The organism is Acetohalobium arabaticum DSM 5501 (genome assembly GCF_000144695.1).
In the GTDB taxonomy this organism is placed as follows: Bacteria; Bacillota; Halanaerobiia; order Halobacteroidales; family Acetohalobiaceae; genus Acetohalobium; species Acetohalobium arabaticum.
On the sequence record NC_014378.1, the window covers coordinates 1,787,671 to 1,809,445 of the forward strand.

Annotated in this window: 23 protein-coding genes; all 23 read right to left on the reverse strand. The window is 38.0% G+C overall.

Annotated features, from left to right (window positions below; translation table 11 throughout):
• Window positions 1–6: 6 nt before the first annotated feature.
• The 23 genes from acear_RS08720 to acear_RS08830 all read right to left on the reverse strand — a co-directional run bounded on the left by acear_RS08720 (window position 7) and on the right by acear_RS08830 (window position 21,742).
• Entirely contained in the window at window positions 7–2,295 is a 2,289-nt protein-coding gene (locus acear_RS08720; RefSeq protein WP_013278644.1) for an efflux RND transporter permease subunit, read from the reverse strand.
• A 95-nt stretch (window positions 2,296–2,390) separates the two neighbouring features.
• On the reverse strand, window positions 2,391–3,341 hold the full coding sequence (locus acear_RS08725) for an acyl-CoA dehydratase activase (protein WP_013278645.1): 951 nt from the start codon (window positions 3,339–3,341) through the stop codon (window positions 2,391–2,393).
• Window positions 3,338–4,438 carry a hypothetical protein gene (locus acear_RS08730; RefSeq protein ID WP_013278646.1) on the reverse strand — a complete coding sequence of 367 codons (1,101 nt, stop codon included), beginning with the start codon at window positions 4,436–4,438 and terminating at the stop codon, window positions 3,338–3,340. Before acear_RS08730 ends, acear_RS08725 begins: the two co-directional genes overlap by 4 nt.
• Complete coding sequence (locus tag acear_RS08735) at window positions 4,435–5,358, reverse strand: acyl-CoA dehydratase activase-related protein (protein ID WP_013278647.1); 924 nt, start codon at window positions 5,356–5,358, stop codon at window positions 4,435–4,437. Before acear_RS08735 ends, acear_RS08730 begins: the two co-directional genes overlap by 4 nt.
• 31 nt (window positions 5,359–5,389) lie before the next feature.
• Window positions 5,390–6,112, reverse strand: coding sequence for a ZIP family metal transporter (locus acear_RS08740; RefSeq protein WP_013278648.1), 723 nt, complete (start codon window positions 6,110–6,112; stop codon window positions 5,390–5,392).
• Between the two features lie 9 nt (window positions 6,113–6,121).
• The gene (locus tag acear_RS08745) at window positions 6,122–7,588 is read right to left on the reverse strand and encodes a spore germination protein (protein WP_013278649.1); all 1,467 of its coding nucleotides are present in this window, start codon (window positions 7,586–7,588) and stop codon (window positions 6,122–6,124) included.
• Window positions 7,572–8,159 (reverse strand): stage V sporulation protein AE, encoded by a 588-nt coding sequence (locus tag acear_RS08750; RefSeq protein WP_013278650.1) that lies wholly within the window; start codon window positions 8,157–8,159, stop codon window positions 7,572–7,574. Before acear_RS08750 ends, acear_RS08745 begins: the two co-directional genes overlap by 17 nt.
• Before the next feature lie 13 nt (window positions 8,160–8,172).
• Window positions 8,173–8,523 carry a SpoVA/SpoVAEb family sporulation membrane protein gene (locus tag acear_RS08755; protein WP_013278651.1) on the reverse strand — a complete coding sequence of 117 codons (351 nt, stop codon included), beginning with the start codon at window positions 8,521–8,523 and terminating at the stop codon, window positions 8,173–8,175.
• Window positions 8,524–9,585 (reverse strand): stage V sporulation protein AD, encoded by a 1,062-nt coding sequence (gene spoVAD / locus acear_RS08760; protein WP_013278652.1) that lies wholly within the window; start codon window positions 9,583–9,585, stop codon window positions 8,524–8,526.
• A 22-nt stretch (window positions 9,586–9,607) separates the two neighbouring features.
• Window positions 9,608–10,054: a stage V sporulation protein AC gene (gene spoVAC / locus acear_RS08765; RefSeq protein ID WP_013278653.1), complete on the reverse strand. Its 447-nt coding sequence runs from the start codon at window positions 10,052–10,054 to the stop codon at window positions 9,608–9,610.
• Between the two features lie 6 nt (window positions 10,055–10,060).
• The gene (locus tag acear_RS08770) at window positions 10,061–10,264 is read right to left on the reverse strand and encodes a hypothetical protein (RefSeq protein ID WP_013278654.1); all 204 of its coding nucleotides are present in this window, start codon (window positions 10,262–10,264) and stop codon (window positions 10,061–10,063) included.
• 675 nt (window positions 10,265–10,939) lie between these two features.
• A complete protein-coding gene (locus acear_RS08775) occupies window positions 10,940–11,701 on the reverse strand; it encodes a SigF/SigG family RNA polymerase sporulation sigma factor (RefSeq protein ID WP_013278655.1) in 762 nt (253 codons plus the stop codon).
• A gap of 12 nt (window positions 11,702–11,713) precedes the next feature.
• On the reverse strand, window positions 11,714–12,145 hold the full coding sequence (gene spoIIAB, locus acear_RS08780) for an anti-sigma F factor (protein WP_013278656.1): 432 nt from the start codon (window positions 12,143–12,145) through the stop codon (window positions 11,714–11,716).
• Window positions 12,146–12,167: 22 nt separating this feature from the next.
• Entirely contained in the window at window positions 12,168–12,506 is a 339-nt protein-coding gene (gene spoIIAA, locus acear_RS08785; RefSeq protein ID WP_013278657.1) for an anti-sigma F factor antagonist, read from the reverse strand.
• A 127-nt stretch (window positions 12,507–12,633) separates the two neighbouring features.
• Window positions 12,634–13,827 (reverse strand): D-alanyl-D-alanine carboxypeptidase family protein, encoded by a 1,194-nt coding sequence (locus tag acear_RS08790; RefSeq protein ID WP_013278658.1) that lies wholly within the window; start codon window positions 13,825–13,827, stop codon window positions 12,634–12,636.
• 136 nt (window positions 13,828–13,963) lie between these two features.
• A complete protein-coding gene (locus acear_RS08795; protein ID WP_013278659.1) occupies window positions 13,964–15,268 on the reverse strand; it encodes a pyrimidine-nucleoside phosphorylase in 1,305 nt (434 codons plus the stop codon).
• On the reverse strand, window positions 15,265–16,083 hold the full coding sequence (locus acear_RS08800) for a purine-nucleoside phosphorylase (RefSeq protein ID WP_013278660.1): 819 nt from the start codon (window positions 16,081–16,083) through the stop codon (window positions 15,265–15,267). The genes acear_RS08795 and acear_RS08800 overlap by 4 nt, the downstream gene beginning before the upstream one ends.
• Window positions 16,084–16,101: 18 nt before the next feature.
• Window positions 16,102–17,277 carry a phosphopentomutase gene (locus acear_RS08805; RefSeq protein ID WP_013278661.1) on the reverse strand — a complete coding sequence of 392 codons (1,176 nt, stop codon included), beginning with the start codon at window positions 17,275–17,277 and terminating at the stop codon, window positions 16,102–16,104.
• A 14-nt stretch (window positions 17,278–17,291) separates the two neighbouring features.
• On the reverse strand, window positions 17,292–17,936 hold the full coding sequence (spoIIM, locus tag acear_RS08810) for a stage II sporulation protein M (RefSeq protein WP_013278662.1): 645 nt from the start codon (window positions 17,934–17,936) through the stop codon (window positions 17,292–17,294).
• Between the two features lie 66 nt (window positions 17,937–18,002).
• Window positions 18,003–18,701 carry a hypothetical protein gene (locus acear_RS08815; RefSeq protein WP_013278663.1) on the reverse strand — a complete coding sequence of 233 codons (699 nt, stop codon included), beginning with the start codon at window positions 18,699–18,701 and terminating at the stop codon, window positions 18,003–18,005.
• A 37-nt stretch (window positions 18,702–18,738) separates the two neighbouring features.
• Complete coding sequence (locus acear_RS08820; RefSeq protein WP_013278664.1) at window positions 18,739–19,296, reverse strand: NUDIX hydrolase; 558 nt, start codon at window positions 19,294–19,296, stop codon at window positions 18,739–18,741.
• Between the two features lie 18 nt (window positions 19,297–19,314).
• Entirely contained in the window at window positions 19,315–20,406 is a 1,092-nt protein-coding gene (locus acear_RS08825) for a DUF3866 family protein (protein ID WP_013278665.1), read from the reverse strand.
• Window positions 20,407–20,614: 208 nt separating this feature from the next.
• Window positions 20,615–21,742, reverse strand: coding sequence for a M20/M25/M40 family metallo-hydrolase (locus tag acear_RS08830; RefSeq protein ID WP_013278666.1), 1,128 nt, complete (start codon window positions 21,740–21,742; stop codon window positions 20,615–20,617).
• Window positions 21,743–21,775 lie beyond the last annotated feature (33 nt).

Genomic DNA, 21,775 nt, shown 5'->3' on the forward strand with positions numbered 1-21,775 from the left:
ACCTCCTTAATTATTTAACGTTACATCATCATCGCCGCTTAATGCTTCAGTTATCCGCTGACCGACAATAACAAGCGACGGCAATAAAACCATGGCCCCTAAAAAAGAAACCACCATTGTAATTGAAGTCAATAATCCAAAGGTCCTCAGCGGAGGAAAAGAAGAAAATAGTAAAACCAAGAATCCGGCGGTTACCGCCGTAGCATTGAAGTAATTAGCCCGGCCTATAGTCCTGATTGCCACCTGCAGTGATTCCATGATTGATACGCCTTTCTCTCTTTCCTCCTGATAGCGCGTATAACAGTGAATACTATAGTCAACTCCTACTCCTACAGCAATGCTGGCAATCATGCTGGTAGCTACATTAAGCGGAATCGCTGTCCAACCCATCAAGCCAAAATTCAATAAGACTGTCACTGCTATAGGAAAGCTGCAGACAAACCCCTTTACAGGAGACTTCAATAAGATACTGGTAATAATGAAAGCAAAAACAATTGAAGCAAGCAGACTCCGAATCTGACTGCTAACTATCATATCCGTCAGAGTATTACGCAGAACCGGAATTCCAGTAATTGTTACCTTATACTCATCACTGCTGAATTGATTATTAACCAATTCTGTTACTTTAGTTAATGTTCGTTCAGTCTTTTTACTACCGGCATTAGCAGTCATAGTCCTAATTCTAACCTCGCGGTGATCAAAGTCTATATAATCCTCTAGAAGATCATCATCATCCGATGATAATAAGAGTAAGTATTGAGCAATTCCCCGTTTTGGCAGCCGGTTATACTCTTCTTTACCCTCATTTAAAGCCTGATTCTCCTCTTCTAACAGATCAACAACAGACATTGTATTGCTAAGCAACTCTAATTCTTCTAACTGCGCCTGTAATTTATCTACCTTCTGTAGAAACTCAGGATCCTCAATTCCATCAGTTTCTTCTGTATCAATTATAATCTCTAATGAATCTGAACCGCCAAATTTACTATTGACCAATCTATTAGCCTGCCTGATCTCACTATTCTGCTGAAAGAAAGTAATATAATTAGTCTCTGGTTGAATCTGTGGTGCTACCCAAAGTGATAAAGTTGAAATAACAATTACTACTATAATCACTAAACTATTATGCTTCTTTACAGTTTTAAATAATAAGCTGAATATTCGATCCAGCAGCGGTCTCTTTTCAGCTGCTTGAAACCGTTTAGGACTTCTCATCAGTTCCAAAACCGCAGGTAAGAAGGTTATAGACATCACCAGTGCAACAAAGACACCAACAGCAGTAAAGAGTCCAAAATCCTTAATAATCGTCAACTCAGATAAACCTAATGAAGAAAAACCAACAATGGTGGTTACTCCAGCCATAATAATAGCAATTCCCACTTTAAGAATGCTTTCGGTAATTGCTTCAGACTTGCTTAAGCCTTCTAGCTGATCTTCATAGAAGCGGGCCAAGAAATGAATAGCATAAGCACTACCGACACTGACCAATAATACCGGCAGCACAGTACTGACTATCGACAGTGTCTTTCCCAGCCAGGCTACAAATCCAACTGTCCAGATAACACTTAACAATACAACTATAATCGGTAATAATATCCCTCTTAAACTACGAAAACTGGTAAAGAGAATCCCCATCACTACTACTGAAACAAAAGGAAATAATTTCAGAATATCACTCTTCATATTATCAGCCATTGTTTTAGTTAATACAGGATTACCGGTAAGATAACTCTCTTCAGTTAGATCAGCTTCTGTTCTAATCTCCTTTACTTTCGAAACAACATGCTGTTGGTCTGAATCAGGCTTAAGCTGGGCAATAATTGTTGCTGCCTTAAGGTCTTTAGAAATTAAGGTACCAAGATAGCGCTCTTTAGTCAAAGCCTTATCAGCTAACTGCTTAGCCTCCTCTCCTGTAGCTGGTAAGTCCTTGATAAAGTCTCCTACTTCTACCGTAAAGCCCTGCCCGCGGATTTCTTCGATATTAGTGATACTCTGTGCTTTATTAACTCCCTCAATCTCTTCCATCTTAGTTGTTATTTCATCTATATGTCCTAGAGACTCGCGATCCATAATATTTTCATCCTGGAGCATCAAAACTACATATTCTGCTCCGCCATATCTTTCACTAACTCGATCAAAGGTATCTACAACCGGATCCCCTTCCGGGAACATCTTCTTGATATCAGTATTAATCTGAATATCTGCTGCCTGATAAGCAAAGAAGATAGTAATTAAAATAGTTATTGCTATGATTCCTTTGGGATACTTATGTACAATATCCTTTATAAACTTCATTTAACTCCCTCCTTTCGAGACTGACTGGTCAGTTCTACTTATATTATACTCTACAGTCTAATAATTGTCAAGGAGGGAAACTTTTTATCTAATTATTATACCGCTTCCCACTTAGGACATTTAGAACCCCAGCGGGCTACTAATTCATCATCCTGGTGGATATTAATGATTTCACAGCTGTTAGGACAGCCGTCACAGTTAAAGCTGGAGACTTCGTAATCAAAATCAGAAGCATCGAATCCTTTAAATGAAGTTTCATCCTTATCCTGAACTCTTTCTTGGGCCAGAATCCCTGCTCCTATTGCTCCCATAACATCATGATGCTTGGGAACAATTATTTCCGCATCTAAAGATCTAGCAAAAGCATCTTTAATCCCATCATTAGCAGCTACTCCGCCCTGAAAGACAATCGGTTCCTTAATCTCTTTACCCTGACCGACATTATTTAAATAATTCCGCACTAACGCTTCACAGAGTCCAGCAATAATATCCTCCGTAGAATGGCCTAACTGCTGTTTATGAATCATATCTGACTCAGCAAAAACAGAACAGCGGCCAGCAATTCTAACAGGATTATCAGCTTGTAGCGCATACTGTCCAAATTCTTCAATAGGAATATTCAACCGACTGGCCTGCTGATCTAAAAAGGAACCGGTTCCGGCAGCACAGACAGTATTCATACCAAAATCAACTACAACTCCATTCCGCAGAATAGTAATCTTTGAATCCTGACCGCCAATCTCCAATACAGTCTTTACTTCTGGTACTATATTAGAAGCAGCTACTGCATGGGCTGTAATCTCATTTTTAACTATATCAGCCCCAACAATTACTCCAGCCAAATCCCGGGCACTTCCAGTAGTTCCCACAGCTCTAATTTCTAAATCATCTACCTTTGAACCTAATTCCTCCAAACCCGACTGAACGATATCAATCGGTCGGCCTTGAGTCCGCAAGTATAACTTCTCTTTTACTTCCCTATTCTCATCCAGTAATACTAAATTAGTACTTACTGATCCTACATCTATTCCTAAATATCCTTTCATATTACCTGACCTCCTGTTGTTATCTGCTGCTTTCTTTCCAATAAATCAACAAAGGCTTCCAATCTAGTAATATATCCTGCTTCACCAGTATGTTCATCTAAAGTCAAAGACAGCACCGGCAGATCAAGATCACGACTAACTTCCGGTAGAATACTCTCAGCTACTATCTCCGGCATACAGGTAAAAGGAGCCAACTGGACTACTCCATTATATCCCTCTTGATTATATAACACTGTGCGGCCAATTGTCTCCAGACCGTGGCCGCCGACAAAATGTTTTAAATAAGGCTCAGCTGCCTCTTCTATTCTCCGATGCTCCTCACTATCAACTGAACTGCTGAATAAATGTTCACTAATCCAGTCACTGAGATAAATAGAACGGTCAACTATAACTCCCATCTCTCCTAGTTTCTTTTCTAAATTCAGATTTGTAAACGGCTCTAATACAACATAGATCTCACCTACTATTCCTACTTTAAGCGGCTCTTTCTGCCAGTCAATCTCTAGATCTAAAATCTGATTCTTCATTTCAATTACAGCTGATTGAAGCCTTTCTCTATCATGAAGATCCTCTATCTCCATTAGAAAGTCTTCGTAAACTTCAGTTACTAATTCAGGGTTAACTGCATATCCTCTCAGCTTATTTGTATATTCTGCTGCTTCATCAATTAACTGACATTTAGTCCAGGCTAACTTCCAGGCACTCCAAAGTTTCCACCAGGAAAGATGTTTAAAGATAAACTTAAACTGCTGTAAGAAGTTCTGCCAGGAGCCCTGAAATGGTTCAAAAATCACCATCTCAAAATCATAATCGAGATCCTTTAATATCTCGCGCTGTACTTCACCATAATAGCCAAAGCGGCAGGGACCACATCCCCCAGCCATAATAATTGTATCTGCTCCTTTTTCTAAGGCTTCAATATAATTACCAATATTTATTTTTAGCGGTAAACAAGCAAATTCCGGAGCATGCTTAACACCTAAATCCAATGTTCGGTCTGTAATCGGAGGCGGTTCTACTACCTCTAAATCCAATTCTCTTAACAATGTTTTAACTGATAGATTCATCTGTCCCATATGGGGAAAAGTTACCTTCATGCTCCTTTAACCTCCCATCTAATCATATCTACAAATGCTTCCAGCCTAGTCTCTAATCCTGCTTCGCCGGTATGTTCATCGAGATTAAGCGACATAAAGTGAATATCACTACGGCGTTTGGCCTTCCTCTCTATTAATTCACCGATTAAAGCATCGGGGCCGCAGCCAAAAGCAGCCAGTTGAATAAAACCATCCACTTCTTGGTGTTCAAAAAGATAATAGGCAGTGCCAATTATCTCCCGATTGAAAGTCCAAAATAGAGACTTAGATAATTTATTGGCTCCTTTATCAATCTGTCTTTCAGTTAAATTCTGAGGAGTAATCACCTCGACCCCTAACTCTTCCAATTTCTCTTTTAATCCTAGACTCAAATATTCATCATTTAACAGATAAGCATGGCCCAGCAGTGCAATTGTTAATCTATTCTGTTTAGGTTCTTTAATTAAGTTCTCTTGATATCGTCGAAGAGCCTTTCTGGCCTGCCAGTGGGCTTTCATAATCTGAAATCTGTCATCTGTAAATTCAGCCCCCAATTTCAAATTTGACTCCAATAAATCAAGCCAGCCTTGATTATGATTTATTGTAGGAGTTAATAACTTAGGTAAATTTGATATATTATTTTTGATCATATCAGCCAGGCCCATTAATTTAGGACAGACATACTCATCCTTAACTACACTGATAATTCGCGGTAGAAAGATATAATCAGCTTTATTACGGAGATTAACTATATGCCCATGACAGACTTTGACCGGAAAACAGGCTTCATCAACAGATAATTTAATACCTCTATCGATAATTGATTGATTTGAATCATCAGATTCTACTACTTTTGCTCCTAACTGCTGAAAGAAGGTCTTCCAGGCTGGATAGTAATGGAAGTATAATAATGATTTGGGAATCCCTACTTTAACTGTCATCTATTTTCTCCTTTCTTAATAAAATAATACCTTAAAAACTGAGCGGTGTAGACATAAAGGTTTCTCCTAATAAAAAACTGACCAAGAATCCAAGCAGAATTCCGAGCACTTCAACTTTGCTCCCTACTTTAACAGCTCTAGGAATCATCTCATCAACAATCATATACAGAATTGCTCCTCCAGCAAATGCCATTATTGATCCTAACCAGAACTCTGATAAACCAACCAAGAATTCAAAACCAATTATAGCTCCCATAGGATTAATTAACGCAATACTGCCGGCAATTAAATAAGCAAACTTTTTATCTATCTGTCCTACATTCACCATCTCTTCAGTAGTCAAAAATCCTTCCGGAATATTATGCAGAAAGATTGAAATCGCCAATACTATTCCTAACCCACCGCTTTTAGTAGCAAAACCGACTCCCATACTGATAGCTTCAGGAAGATCATCTAATGCAGTACCTATGGCAATTCCAAAACCTGAATTAAGTCTATACTCTATATAGCTATCAATTATTAAAAAGAAGATTCCGCCTAATAAAAAACTAACCGAACTGCCTAAGACTCCAGCTTCTCGATAAGCTTCTGGAATCAACGAAAAAGAGATAACTGAAATTAAGATTCCGGCTCCAAAAGAAAGCATGGCCGATAACAGTCGATCTGATATATCCTTAGTACCTAAATAACCGCCAATTAAAATAGCACTACCAGCTAAAGAACTATAAATAATTACTTTAACTAAACTACTCATCTATCTCCCTCATTCCTGATTATCTTCTGGATATCTATCTGAATCCTTGGGACTATGAATATTAGGTCTTCTATGGGATAAATCAAGGATCGACTGTCTGATAATATGGGACTTTAAAGCATTCCAATCGAAAGGAATTAACGGCCATAAATAGGAGATTCCAAAGGATTTACTGAAGACAAATAAGGCTACGATAGCTACTGTTCCAATAATGAAGCCATAAAGCTTAAAACTGGTAACCAGAATTAATAATATAAATCGCAATAACTTAATTGTTAAGGCCAATTCAAAACCTGAAATGGCAAAATTGCCAATCGCTCCTATAGCCATATAGATAATTGTTTCGGGAACAAATAATCCAACTTTAGCCGCAAAATCCCCCAGTAATAATGCTCCAATAATACCCAACGAGGTCGCTAAAGCACTGGGAACCTGGAATGATGCCATACGGACAAAATCAATTCCCAAACTAGCTATAATAAACTGGATTCCAAGAGGTATCTGTCCGGTCTCCTTAGGTCCGATAAAACTCAAGGTTTCTGGTAATAATTCAGGCTGTAGAGCAACCAACAACCAAATTACCGGTAAAAAGAGTGAAACTCCAGTAGCAAATAAACGCAGTAATTTTAAATAAGTTCCCGGCAGCGGTGGCTGGCGGTAATCCTCTAGACTCTGTACCTGATCAAAAAAAGTAGCCGGTAAAATTAAGGCAGTAGGTGAATTATCAACTATAATACAGATCTTTCCTTCTAGTAAATGAGCCGATACAATATCCGGCCGTTCTGTATAGCGAACTTTAGGCAGTGGATTCAAATTATCACCGGTTAAAAAATCTTCAATTGTCTTATCAGCCATCGGTAGACCGTCTACTTTAATCTTTTTAATCTTATTCTTTATCTTCTTAACCAAACCAGGATCGACTATATCATCTATATAAAGCATAGCAACATCATTTTTAGATCTAGCCCCTACTTGCTGGACTTCAGTAACCAGCTCTGGATCACGCAGTCTTCTTCTTACCATCTGTACATTGAATAACATCGTCTCTACAAAGCCGTCGCCAGGACCGCGGGTTGATTTTTCCAGTTCCGGTTCATCAGGAGAAGTACCCATCCAGGTACGACCATCAATAACTATAGCCTCTGTTTCGCCATCAATCAGTAGTACCTGCGGTCCAGACAGAATCTCATCAACCGCATCATCTAAAGTAGTTACAGTACTAACCTCATAGTAAGGCAGATGCTTATCAAGTACCTTTTGAATCGCATCTACACTTAAGTCTTTACGCTCTACATCCAATAAACGATTCAAAATATATATCAATTGATCTTTAATAAATCCATCTAAATAGATCAAACCAGCTTTTCTATTACCTACATCAAAAGTACGGGTCAAGACATCAAAACTCAGATCAGCATGTAATTCATCCTGTAAATAATCTAAATTATGATCAAGATTCTTAGTTAACTCTTTCATAGCTTTTCCCACTCCTACTTAAAATCTCCTCAATTGCTTTAGTAGTTATTGGACAGCCTTTGTTATGATCATCCTGATGATCCATCTTGCCGATATCACCAATACCTATTACCAATTGAGGACTGAATTCATTAATTATATCAACAGTATCACCTTCTAAATAAAGATGATCTGCTGATTCTGGACTACCGTCCTTAGTAACTGGAGCATCTATAACTTCTGCTTGATTAGTTACAGAAAAATCAGGCTTAATTCCTACTACATCTTTGGTATCTGAAGCTACAGCTAAAATACCAAGTATCTCTATTTCATCTGCTGCTAAAACTCTTTCCATTGCCTGCTCTCCACTACCTTTATTTTTATCCCCTTCATCATCAAACATGACTAAAGCAGTGTCTGACTCGGCTTCTTTGATTAACTTAATTATCTCTTCCCCACTATGATCAGTAGGAGTACCAGCCGATTTAGAAATTGTTCTTACACCTAATTTCTGACCTGCATTTTCTACTGCTCTACAGGCTGTATTATCTCCATCAGTAATGATAATTGCTTGATCAGCGACGTTATACATCCTCCCTTCTAGATTACTCTTTTGGCCTAAAGATAGCAGCCATTAAGAATCCAATCACTATCGAAGCACTGATTCCAACACTGCCTAATTCTAAAATTCCAGCAAAGAGGCCGAGAAATCCATTTCTATTAACTTCATTTAATACTCCTTTAGTTACTACATGTCCAAAATTAATAACTAACGCTGTCACTCCGGCTCCAGCGAAATCAATTAAAGGCTGGAATAGACCTAATCCGGTTAGAATAGCTCCTACTGTCACCATCGTCACTAGTAAATGGGCTGGCGTATAATTAGTATAATCTAGAAATAGCTGGCCTAGGCCACAGATTAAACCGCCAACTAAAAAGGCAGTCAAATAATTCATCTATTTGCCCTCACTTTTTACTTTAGATTCTATACTTCCAACTGCATTACTTTTTGAATTATTCTCAATCACCACTCCATGAGCAATACAGGGAATAGAATCGCCCTGTAGAGAAGTTACAGAACTTAACAATGATCCTGTAGCTACTACAAAGATTCGATTAAAGTTGCCGTTGTTAATGTATGGTAAAAGATAGGATGCAGTTACCACTGCCGAACAAGCACAACCGCTGCCGCCGGCACCGACTCCCTGGTCCGAATTATAGAGCATCAAGCCGCAGTCATCATGGCTATCTGCTATATCTACTCCTTTTTCTTTCAGTAATTCTGCCAATATTTCACTTCCCACTTCACCCAGATCACCGGTTACAATTAAATCATAATCATTTGGAGTACGTCCAGTATCCTCTAGATGCTGCAAAATAGTATCAGCAGCTGCTGGAGCCATAGCTGAACCCATATCCTGAGGATCCTTAATGCCTAAATCTACTACCTGACCAGGTGTTGCTTCTGTAATTACTGGGCCTGATCCATCTCTAGATGTTATCATAGCTCCTGCTCCAGTAGCCGTCCACTGCTTATAAGGCGGATACTTATCACCATACTCATTGGGAGTTCTATACTGGCGTTCAGCACTCTGATAATGGCTCGAGGTAAAGTTTATAACTCGATTACCAAATCCACCATCGATTAAAACAGCTCCTAGAATCAATCCTTCAGCTAATGTAGAACAGGCCCCATAAATGCCAAAGTACGGCACTGGAAATTTAACAGCAGAAAAATTAGAAGTTACTACCTGGTTTAATAAATCGCCGCCGACTAAGTAATCTATTTTATCAGGGCTTAGTTTAGCTTTTGTAAGCAGAAGATCAATATTCTCCTTAGTCATCTTCCGTTCTGCCTTCTCCCAAGTATCCTGTTGATAATAGGAGTCGTCTAATACTTTATCAAAATATTCTCCTAACGGCCCATCTCCTTCTTTAGGACCTACAATAGCAGAAGAAGAGATAATTTTAGGCTGTGATTCAAAACTAATTGTCTGTTGGCCGATTGATTTATTCATTCTATTTCCTCCAATAGGATAATTAAGCAAAAATTAATTTAATAATTCCGATTGTAAAACCGGACAGCATAGCATAAGTCAATACCGGGCCAGCAATATTATACATCTTAGCCCCCAACCCCAGGACATATCCATCCTGTTTATATTCCATAGCCGGTGCCACTATAGCATTAGCAAAACCAGTAATCGGTACAATTGTTCCTGCTCCAGCATATTGAGCAATCCTATCATAAACACCAAGCCCGGTTAATAATCCTCCAATAAAGATCATACTTACACTCATTAGTGGTCCTGCTTCATTCAATGGTAGCCCTTGAGCAGTTAAAGACATAGTAATCAACTCACCAATAACAGCGATTAGTCCTCCGATTAGATAAGCCAAAAGAAAGTTTTTAAACTTTGACTGAGAAGGATGAACCTTTTTAACTAATTTCTTATATTCCTTTGAATTCTTGTTGATATCAGCCACAGCTTCTCACCTCATACTTAATTTTAACCTAAACCGATCATTACTATTCAAATTAGCTTCTTCAAGCTTATACTCATTAAAAACTTTTTTAGCTCCCGGTGATAGTTCTGGATCAAAAAGACTGCTGTTTACTAACATCCAAGACAGAACTGCTAAAGTAAGCAGAATTATAATAGTTAAAATGATAAATAAATTCTTTTCTCTTAACATTAAACCACTCTCCTTGGCTGTTTAATTCACCTCTAAAAATATTATGTTCGGTATAATAAATTTTAATTCAATAACAAAATAAAAAAGCTACAGGAAAATCCTGTAGCTTAAATGATATATTATGTCACTTTTAAGATATTGCAGATTATAGTCAATATGTATCCGCCGCTTGTCGTTCGCTCAACGTCATGTTTCGCTCACTGTCAAAAACTGGCCCTCCATCGTCCGTGATTCCAGGCCAGTTTTAAGAGTCGCTCTGGACACATATTGACTATTGATAATAGATATATCACTATAGTTATCATTAATTAGAGTTGCTATAGGCGCATATTGACCATTTGCAGTATGACATTGTCATGGTATTACATTGCAATCACAGCCTGGGTTGTTTCGGAGAAAAAAGATCTGGAACGGAGAAACTTCCCAGGCTATAGTTACAGCACAAAAATTTCATTAAGCTGGTTTTAAACGCTTCCTCAGATAATTTTGTACAATTAGTTGATATCTTGCAACAAGCGACTTTAAAGCAGTCCCAAAAGAGAGAATGGTTAATATATAAAGCAAAATCTTTAAATCGTAACGCTAAGGTTGATTTACTGCTGAGTGACTAGGACTGATTTTCGAAGCGTTTGCAAGATATCAACTATAAACTGCAACAATATATCAATATAATTTTCAGTCCAACTCTTCCCTTACTTTATCTATAATCTTCCTTTCCAATCTTGATACCTGTACCTGAGAAACACCTATTCTGTCTGCTACTTCCTGTTGGGTCTTTTCATCAAAAAAACGCAGCTTTAGAATTAGCCTTTCTCGTGTCTTGAGCTCATCGATTACTTCACGCAAAGCCAATCTATCTATTTCCTGTTCCTGATTTTCACTACTAGCAGCTAATTGATCCACTAATTCTATTGAATTACCTTCATTTTCATAAACTGGCGAATAGATTGAAGTAGGTTCTCGAACAGCTTCTAAAGCATTAACTATTTCTTCCTTATCTACTTCCATTTCCTCAGCAATCTCTTGTATAGTTGGCTCTCGATTCAATTCAGCAGTTAGACTCTCTTTAACTTCATTTATTCTATGTGCTCTTCGCTTTAGTGACCGACTAACTTTAACAGCATCATCATCCCGTAAAAATCGCTTAATTTCACCAATAATTAACGGAACTGCATATGTAGAAAACTTAACATCACGTTCTAAATCAAACCGCTCGATTGCTTTTAATAAACCGATACTACCAATCTGAAATAATTCCTCATAATCATAATTTTTATTAGCAAATCGATGGGCTACTTTCAAGACTAGCTTTACATTGTGATTAACTAACTTATCCTTAGCCTTCTGGTCGCCAGCCTGAGCCTTCTTTAATAACTCTTTGGTTTCAGCTTCAGATAACAGCTCTTTTTGGGGAATATTGAGACTATTATTATTCATAAGATTCCGCCCCTAATTAACTTTCTTTTCTGTCTTCTCTGGACTTGTGATCATTCTTATTTTGGTACCCTGCTCTAATTCTGAATCGATACTTAACTCATCCATAAAAGAATCAATAAATACTAATCCTAATCCCATTCTATCAGCCGTAGTATAAGAAGGTTCACAGGCTTGTTCAATATTTGAGATTCCCCGACCTGAATCTTCAACTTCAATAATTAATTTATCACCGTCAATCTCTAAATTAATTCCAATAATACCTGTCTCATCTTTATAGCCGTGGATAATTGCATTTGATACTGCTTCAGAAACTGCTACTTTAATCTCCTCAATCTCTGAAATAGTAAAATCCAGCTGGGCTGCAAATGAAGCTACTGTTACTCTAGCTAAGCCAATATTATCGGAAATACTCTTTAACTCCAACCTGGCATTATTCTTACTCAATCTAATTACCTCCTTAATTTTTTTATACTGCTTGTAGAGCTTCTTGCTCATCAGTAAATACATCAACTATCTTTAAAATTCCTGATAATTCAAATACCTGTTTGATGGAGTTATTAACATTGATAATCTTTAATTTTCCTCCATGATTATTTATCTGCTTATATCTACCAATGATAAATCCTAAACCAGAACTATCAATAAAATCAACATTCTTTAAATTAAGAATCATATTCTGAATTCCCACTTCTCCTGTCAGTTTCTCATCAATCCGTTTGCGCAGTGTATCAACTGTATGTAAATCCAGACTTCCATCAATTCTGACTATTAAATTGACTCCTACTCTCTCTATTTCTAGTTCCACTAGCCAAACCTCCTTAATAAAAAAACTCCCCTGTCATTTATTAGAATAATTTCAAGGCTAATCTATATTCTCCTGCATTTTTTCCATTTTTTTCAATTGATTTTGTTATTTGTAATTAACTATTGAATTAATTAAAGACATTAACAATATTTAATAAAAATTTCTTAAGCAACTGGATTATTACCTGAATAATATTCCCTTTCTGTACCTCTCGATTGGCCACTAAATCTACGCTGGCTATCTTTTGTCCATCGGATAATACTCTCAATTCTCCAATCTTTTCCCCTCTCTTCAGCGGAGCAGTTAAATCTTCTTTAACTAAAATCTGCCGCTTTAAATTACCCTCATTTCCTTTAATTACAGCAGCAGTTAGATCCTTTCTAGCAACTGCTTTAACCTTGGGATTCTTCCCTTTATAGATCTCTACTTCATCAATTGCTACTTCTCCTTTCTGAATTACCGGAACTGAACGATAGATACTAAAACCATAAGACAACAATTCTCCTGCTTCTTTAAATCGAGTATCCGAAGTCTCTTCTTTCATCACCACAGCTATAAACCTCAAGCCTTTTCGTTCAGCAGTCGCAACAACTCCAAAACCTGCTTGGCTAGTATGACCTGTCTTTAAACCGTCAGCTCCTTTATAGAATCTAACTAGATTATTCGTATTCCGCAGAAAGGAATCTCCATCCCGCAAATGGTCAATCCAGATTTTAGTATAATCAAGCACCTGAGGATATTTAGTTACTAATTCCCTTGACATAACACCTACATCATGAGCACTGGTATAATTTCCTCGTTTATCAGAATCTTCAACCGGAAGGCCGTTAGTATTAACAAAATGAGTATCATCCAGGCCTAATTCGTCAGCCTTCTCATTCATAGCATTGACAAAGACCTCTTCTGTACCATAAAGATGTTCAGCTACTGCTACACAGGCATCATTGGCCGAAACAATAGCAATTGCCTTAATCATCTCTTCTAGTTTCATCTCTTCGCCTGGCTCCAGCCAAATCTGTGAACCACCCATTCCTGCCGCATATTCACTAGTAGTTACAGCTTCATCCAAGTTTGCTTTACCTTCATCAATTGCTTCCATAGTCAACAGTAAAGTCATTGTTTTCGTAATGCTGGCTGGAGGTAATTCTTCGTGTGCATTCTTTTCATAAATAACTTTCCCCGATTTGGCCTCCATCAATACTGCTGACTTGGCTTCCAAATCAAACTCAGGATCAGGTAATTCTTCGGCAGATAAAGTAAGAGAAAATGATAAACAGAGAAGAAAGACTAACAAAATGATAGATATTATACGTTTTACCAATTTACTTTCCCCCTTTTCGAATATTTGGGATATTATGTTAAATTATTATTAATAGTTATCTGAAAGTATTCTTGGTAAAAGGAGGAAACAGGCCTAAAAAAGGCCAGATTAAGAAGGTTAACTCTTAAAATATATTTTATTCTATAATTTTATAAATCAATTTGCTCTTATCTGATTGCTCATCAGTAATAGTATAGGCACTCTGCAGCTGCTCTTTAACAGCCATCAAATTCGCATCATCATTTATATGTAAAGTAGCCAGGGTATCTCCGTAATTAACCTGATCCCCTACTTTAGCTTGTAATACCACACCTACTGAGGGATCAATAATATCATCCTTAGTTTCTCTGCCTGCTCCTAATGACATAGCAGCTAGTCCAACCTCTTCAGCATCAATCCCCGCTATATAGCCTTCCTTCTGCGCCTTTAACTCTATCTGTTTTTTAGCAGCCGGCAGTAGGGTCAAATCATCTACTACACTGCTGTTACCACCTTGAGCAGCTATTAAGTCTTTAAACTTTCTTAAAGCAGCTCCACTGTTTAAAACCTCTTTAAGCTGTTCTCTACCTTCAGATTCTGTCTCAACCATTCCGGCTACCTTCAGCATCTGAGCACCTAATGTAAGACATAACTTAATTAAATCTTCAGGGCCTTCACCGTAGAGAGTCTTAACTGCTTCTTTAACCTCCAGGGCATTACCAACTGCCTGGCCAAGCGGCTGGTCCATATTAGAAAGAACAGCAACTGTCTGGCGATTAACCTGACGGCCTATCTCTACCATAGATTCAGCTAACTTAACTGCCTGTTCATAAGTCTTCATAAAGGCCCCACTGCCGACTTTAACATCTAAAACAATCTTTTCCGCTCCGGCAGCTATCTTCTTACTCATGATGCTACTAGCAATTAAGGAAATAGAATCCACAGTAGCCGTTACATCCCGCAGAGCATAAAGCTGTTTATCAGCAGGAGCCAAGTTACTGGTTTGACCAGCTACAGCTACCTGCCTATGATTTACATTAGCTATAAATTCTTCTAAGGAAAGAGAGGTATTAAAGCCGGGAATTGCCTCCAGCTTATCTATAGTTCCCCCAGTATGGCCTAAACCCCTCCCCGACATTTTAGCTACTGGTACTCCTGCTGCTGCTACCAATGGTGCTAAGACTAATGTTGTTGTATCACCAACGCCTCCAGTACTATGTTTATCAACCTTAACTCCCTGAATTGGACTTAAATCAATCCGGTCCCCTGAATCAGCCATAGCCATAGTCAGATCTGCTGTTTCCCGCTTGCTCATTCCAGTAAAGAAGACAGCCATTGCCCAGGCTGCTAACTGATAATCAGGCAGTCTACCTGCTGTATATTCTCCAATTAAAAATTCTATTTCAGCCGTCGCTAATTCTTTGCCGTTACGCTTCTTTAAAATAATATCATATGCTCTCACTCTATTACCTCCAGAACTTTAGTAACTAAATTAATAAAGTCTTCCTTAACCCGTTTAGTAGTCTCAATTACTTCCATATGGTCGAGGGGTTCAGAAAGGATTCCAGCTGCCATATTGGCAATACAGGAAATCCCTAATACTTCACAATTCATATGATTAGCTACAATCACCTCTGGTACTGTTGACATTCCTACAGCATCAGCACCTAGACGGGACATACAGCGCACCTCAGCCGGAGTTTCATAATTTGGTCCTGTAGTTGCTAAATAAACCCCTTTGCGGGTATTAACTCCAATCTTGCTAGCTGCTCTTTCTGCTGCAGTAATCAACTCTGGACTGTAAGCCTGGGACATATCGAGAAAACGAGGCCCAAATTCTTCTTCATTAGGACCAACTAGAGGATTGGTCCCCATAAAATTGATGTGATCATTAATAATCATTAAGTCACCTACATTATAATTTCTATTTACTCCCCCAGCTGAATTAGTAATAATTAATTTATCTGCTCCCAGAAGCTCCATCACCCGCACCGGAAAGGTTATTTCTGCCATATCATATCCTTCATAATAATGAAACCTTCCCTGCATAGCTATAACTTTCTTGCGTCTTAATCTACCGCTAACTAGCTGTCCAGCATGTCCTTTAACAGTAGAGACGGGAAAATTAGGAATCTCACTATATGGTATTGATGTAGCTTCTTTAATTTCATCAGCCAACTCTCCTAGACCTGAACCTAAAATTAAAGCAATCTCCGGTTTAATATCAATTAGATCAGCTAAATATTCTACAGTCTCTTCTACTTTAAGTAGTTCCATACTTCTTCTCCTTTCTTTTTAACGAAACAGTTTTTCTTTAAAGCTCGTCCCAGCTGGGGGCTTAGTAACCTCCAGTAAATCAGCAATAGTAGCAGCCAGATCTGCAAAAGTATCTCTAGTTCCTAGATTAACATCTCTTTTAATCCGTTCTCCAGAAACCAATAATGGAACATATTCTCTAGTATGGTCGGTCCCTTCATAAATTGGATCACAACCGTGATCAGCTGTAATAATTAATATATCTTTCTCAGTTAATAACTCAATAATTTCAGGCAGACTGGCATCAAACTTTTCTAAAGCCTGAGCATAGCCTTGTGGATCATTTCGGTGGCCGTACTCCTGATCAAAATCAATTAAATTAGCAAAAATCAAGCCTTCCTTATCCCTAGTTAAGAACTTACATATATCCTGGACTGCTTCCTGATTATTGGTACTATGTATTGAATCAGTAATTCCCCGCTCAGAAAAGATATCTTCAATCTTTCCTACAGCCATGACTGATTTTCCTGCTTGGCTAACAGAGTCCAACAGCGTCTCCTCTGGCGGCTGTAAGGAAAAATCCTCTCGCCTTTCAGTCCGTTCAAAACTACCCAACTCACCAACAAAGGGCCTGGCTATTACTCTACCTACTGCATGAGGACCAGTCAATATCTTGCGAGCAGTTCTACAAATTTCATAAAGTTCCTCTACTGGAATAACCTCTTCATGGGCCGCTATCTGAAAAACGCTGTCAGCCGAGGTATAGACAATCGGTTTTCCTGTCTCTAAATGTTCAGCCCCCAGTTCTTCAATAATTACTGTTCCAGAAGCCGGTTTATTCCCCAACACTTCCCTACCAATCTGCTCTTCAAATTCTTCAATCACTTCTGCAGGAAATCCTTCGGAATAAGTAGGAAATGGTTCAGACGAAACTAAACCGGCCAGCTCCCAGTGGCCTGTAATCGTATCCTTACCCTGTGAGGCCTCCTTCATCCGCCCGAAAACTCCTGCAGGATTATCAGTTTGAGCTATACCTGAAATCTCAGTAATATTTCCTAACCCTAACTCTTCTAAATTAGGCAGTTCAATATCGCCTACTGCTTCAGCTACATGTACTAAAGTATTAGCACCTTCATCACCAAAGTCAGCAGCATCCGGCAAAGCACCAATACCTACGCTATCTAGAACGATTAATACTACTCTATCGATCTCCATTCTTTACCTCCTAATCAGTAAATTACCGTCTTAGTAATGAAACTCATCAATATAGGTGTTAAAAATGATTCAATTAATCCGGCCGTAACTAAAATAACAGCTAATATGATCATTAAGGTAGAATAACCAAAAAAATATTGAGCAAAATTAATCGGCATTCTTTTAAAACGGCTTTTAAATAGATTAAGTGCAAAAGCTATTCCGGCTGTTCCTGCTATAATTAAACTGGGAATGGCAAATAGATTATGTGGTACAATAGAAACAACAGCAAACAGAAAACCTTTAACTGCCAACTCATCAACTAAAAACCCAACAGCAAACCCTAAAATAAAACCACGTAAAAAGACAAGAATAGGAATTATCGGCATTCCGACTATGGAAATCCCCAGTATCCAGACTAAAAGAATTAACTTTAAATTATAAAAAACTGCTTCTTGGGCTAAAATTTCCTGTTGGAGAACCAATTTTCCCTTGAAATTTTGAAAAAAATTGGCTAAATAATTCACTAATTGATTCTTTTCTGCATAACTTAACATCTTAACTGCAATAGCCCCAAAAGTAACCCCGCTGATAAAAATAATAATTAAGAACAAAAGAATAGAAAGATTACGGCGCATAAACTGAATACTGCTAGTTCCAAGCTGTCTTAAACTAAACATTATCTTTCCCCCTAATTTACTCCAACTTATTAAATCATACTCAAACTTAGAGGGAAATATAACACTTTAAATCTGGAGAAAACCTTCTTCAATAATTAATTTACCTATCTGCTCAGCAGCCAGTACATCTTCATGAGAATTAGAACTAGCTGCTACTAAGGTAATACCTGTTTTAAACTTTTGGGCTGCTATAATTGCCCGCTGGGCTGATTCTTTAGCTGGCATAACTCCACTCTTTTTAAAAGTTCGAGCTACAGTTCCGGTTATTACCTCTGGAGCTCCATGATTATAGGCAGCATCATAAGCTGTCCCTCCAGTATCAGTAATGACTAACACTACTTTACCTTCAAAATCAACTAATTTCACTATCTCAGCCCCTAAATTAGGGATTATCGTATCAATTTCTACTCCTGCCCTCTTTATTCCTGTTAAAGCCAATTGAATATTATCCTTACGTTCCTCATTAGAAGCCAGGCGAGGCTCAGTAGCAATTATCAATTCTGTATCATTCTTCAATGCTTTCTTGCCAGCAAAGTAGCCAATCTTTTCGGGATTAACTGTAACTGGAGTTGAAACACAGTCAGGACTGGCCCCAAAAACATCAATAGCCCCCGCATCTAAAGCAGTTTCTACTGTTGTTGACATACTGATCAGATCAACAATCATAACTACATCACCTTTTCTGGCTGCTTCTGCTGCTCCCGAAGCATTAGAAGTAATATTTAAAGTAGGTATCCACTCCTGATTACTGGTTAATGTGGCCACTGTATATACCGCCTCCTTAACATAGTCTTATCTTCCACTAATCTATATTATTCTGTTGTAGATGATTTAATAAATACTGAAGACCAATTACTGTTTTAGCATCAGAAATCTCTGGAGTATATAACTTCTGTTTTATCTTTTTTAGCGGCATTTTAACTAATTCAATAAATTCGTCACCATCAGTCTTTTGACTATACTTCGATAAATCCTGAGCTAAGTAAAGATGGATCTCTTCATTACAAAAACCAGGTGAAGTATAGAAACTTCCAATCTGTTGTAAATCTTCAGTTCTATAGCCTGTCTCCTCCTCTAATTCTCGGCGAGCACAGCTTTTAGGATCCTCATTAATTTCAAGAAGACCAGCAGGAAGTTCCAGTAATACCTTCTCAATAGGATTCCTAAATTGACGTACCAGTATCACTTCCTTATCTTCGAACAAATAAGGAATAACCGCTACTCCACCGGCATGTTCTACTATCTCTCGTTTAGCCTTATTATTATCCGGCAGCTTTACATCATCCAGTCTTAGATTAACTATTCTTCCTTCATAGATAGATGTACTATTTAACTGCTCTTCAATCAGTGATTCATTCATCCTCTTCTCCTCCTTAAGTTAAAGACTAACCCCTAATTCTTCCAAAGCCAAAACTCCAGTTATACCGGCTGTCATAAAGAATTCCGGATCCTCTGTTTCATCACGCCCCATAGTATTAACTCCAATATCTGAGTTGCTTATTAATTCTAAAACATCACTCCCATCCCTATATCTAATATCATGTTTATAATTAAGATTGGACTCTATTAACTGACTGTTTAATCTTTTCTGCTTATTAGCTGCTGATAATTTAGGGACTCCAACTACTGCTTCTCTTAAAGCAATCTCCTCTAGAACAGTCAATGTATGATGGCTGAAGCCGTAATGCCGCTTTCTTTCATCACTAAAGCTAATTCGGGGAATAGCCAATGGAATACCACCTAAATTAGAAACTGCATTGATAATCTCTCCCTGCTCTATACCGCTAAAACCATATTTAGTCCCGGTCCCTACTACTCCAGGACCCATAGCTACAATGATGACATCAGCTTCAGCTACTTCTTTAGCTGCTGCCAGACCTGAATAAATATTAACCGCTTCCAGGTCTCCACCAAAAGCATGACCAATGGTAATTGTAGTATCTAAAAGTTCTTTCTGCTGCAGTTCAGCTACTGTATTACTTAATTTCAGCGGTAAAGCAGCAGCATCAGTCATAATGTAAGCTATTTGTAAAGAAAAATTACTTAGTCTATTCAACACTATAACAGTCGGAGCCAACATACTATGCAGTGAACCGATAATTACAGGATTTCCCTCGAGAGAAGTAAAGTTCTTAATCTCTTGCTGCCAGGAACTTGCTTCTTCTTCTACACTAAGAGTCTTAAGTTGAAAGGGAGAATACCTAAGCTTCATGATATGGCCTAAACCATCTAGATCCCTGGGTTCATTACCCTCAATATAGATAATAAAATCATAACCGCCGGTGCCTAAATCTAATTCAACAGCAGTCGTATTTAAAATCACTTCATCTCCTAGGCTAACCTCTCCCGTCAGATCATCATAATTGATTGCCCGTCTTTTCTCTCCAGTCTTTAATTCTACTTCTACTTCAGTCAAACCTGGTCGTTGCTTGATGATTTTAGCAATCTTTCCTCTTTTAATTGCTAGCAAAATAGCAACCTCCAGACTATTGATAATTATTCAGTATTATCTATTCTTCTCCTGCTTCTATAGAATATTTTTCTGAACTCCGATATAAAAATAACCAAGATTATTATTTGCTACTTTCTCTTTAATCATACAGTTAAAGACTAACAGATAATACAATATTAATTAAGAGAGGCCCCCAAGGCCTCTCCGCAAATAAACTTTATTTTCATTATGCATAATTCTTCTTCAAATCTTCCATAATAGCCAAATTATATTCTACAGTCTGAATTAAATCATCTGCTCTGATGTTCTCTTTAGGAGTATGATTATCCTTAACTCCAATCCCCATGTTAATAGCAGGAATTCCTCGATTATTAAAAATGTTAGTATCACTCCCGCCTCCAGTAGCAACTAACTTCGGTTCAATTCCTAAACGTTTAGCACCACTGACGGCTGCCTGAACAACTGGAAGATTACTATTTAGGTAGAAAGCTGAAAATAATCTATTATTCTCAATATTTACTTCAGCTCCAACCTTCTCTGCTGATCTTTTAAAGATATTGATCATATGTTCCATCTGAATATCCAGCTTCTCCTCATCTCTACTTCTGGCTTCTCCTTTAAGCTCTACTCTATCCGGAACAATATTAGTAGCCTTTCCGCCTTTAATAACTCCGATATTGGCCGTAGTCTCTTCATCAATCTCTCCTAATTTCATATTTGATAGAGCAATACTAGCCACCTTGATAGCATTGATCCCTTTTTGTGGATTCTTCCCAGCATGAGCAGATCTTCCTCTAACAACTACCCTAATCTTCTCTTGAGCCGGACCTTCAGTAATTATAGTACCTATCTCTCCATCAGAATCATAAACAATTCCCATATCGGCTTCCAATCTATTAAAGTCTAAATTCTTAGCTCCTAGTAATCCTGCTTCCTCACAGACAGTAAATACTACCTCTATATCCCCATATTCGTAGTCATTTTCAATTAACTGCTCCAAAGTAGCCAAAATAATTGTAATTCCTGCCTTATCATCAGCACCTAAAATAGTCTGTCCCTGACTGAAGATAACCCCATTTTTAATAATCGGCTTAATATTCTGGCCGGGCACTACAGTATCCAAATGGGCTATTAAGCATATAGTAGGCAGTTCAGGATTTGTTCCCTCCAATTTCCCAATTATATTACCGGTATAGCTTCCAATTCGGGCCCCGGTATCATCCTCCCACACCTCTAGACCTAAGTCTGATAACTCAGATTTCATTCGATTGGCCATCTGCCGCTCAAATCTGGACTCACTATCTATCTGGACTAACTCCATAAATTTATCAATAATCTCGGTCCGGTCAAGCATCAAAAAATTCCCCTCTCTCTAGAATATTTACTA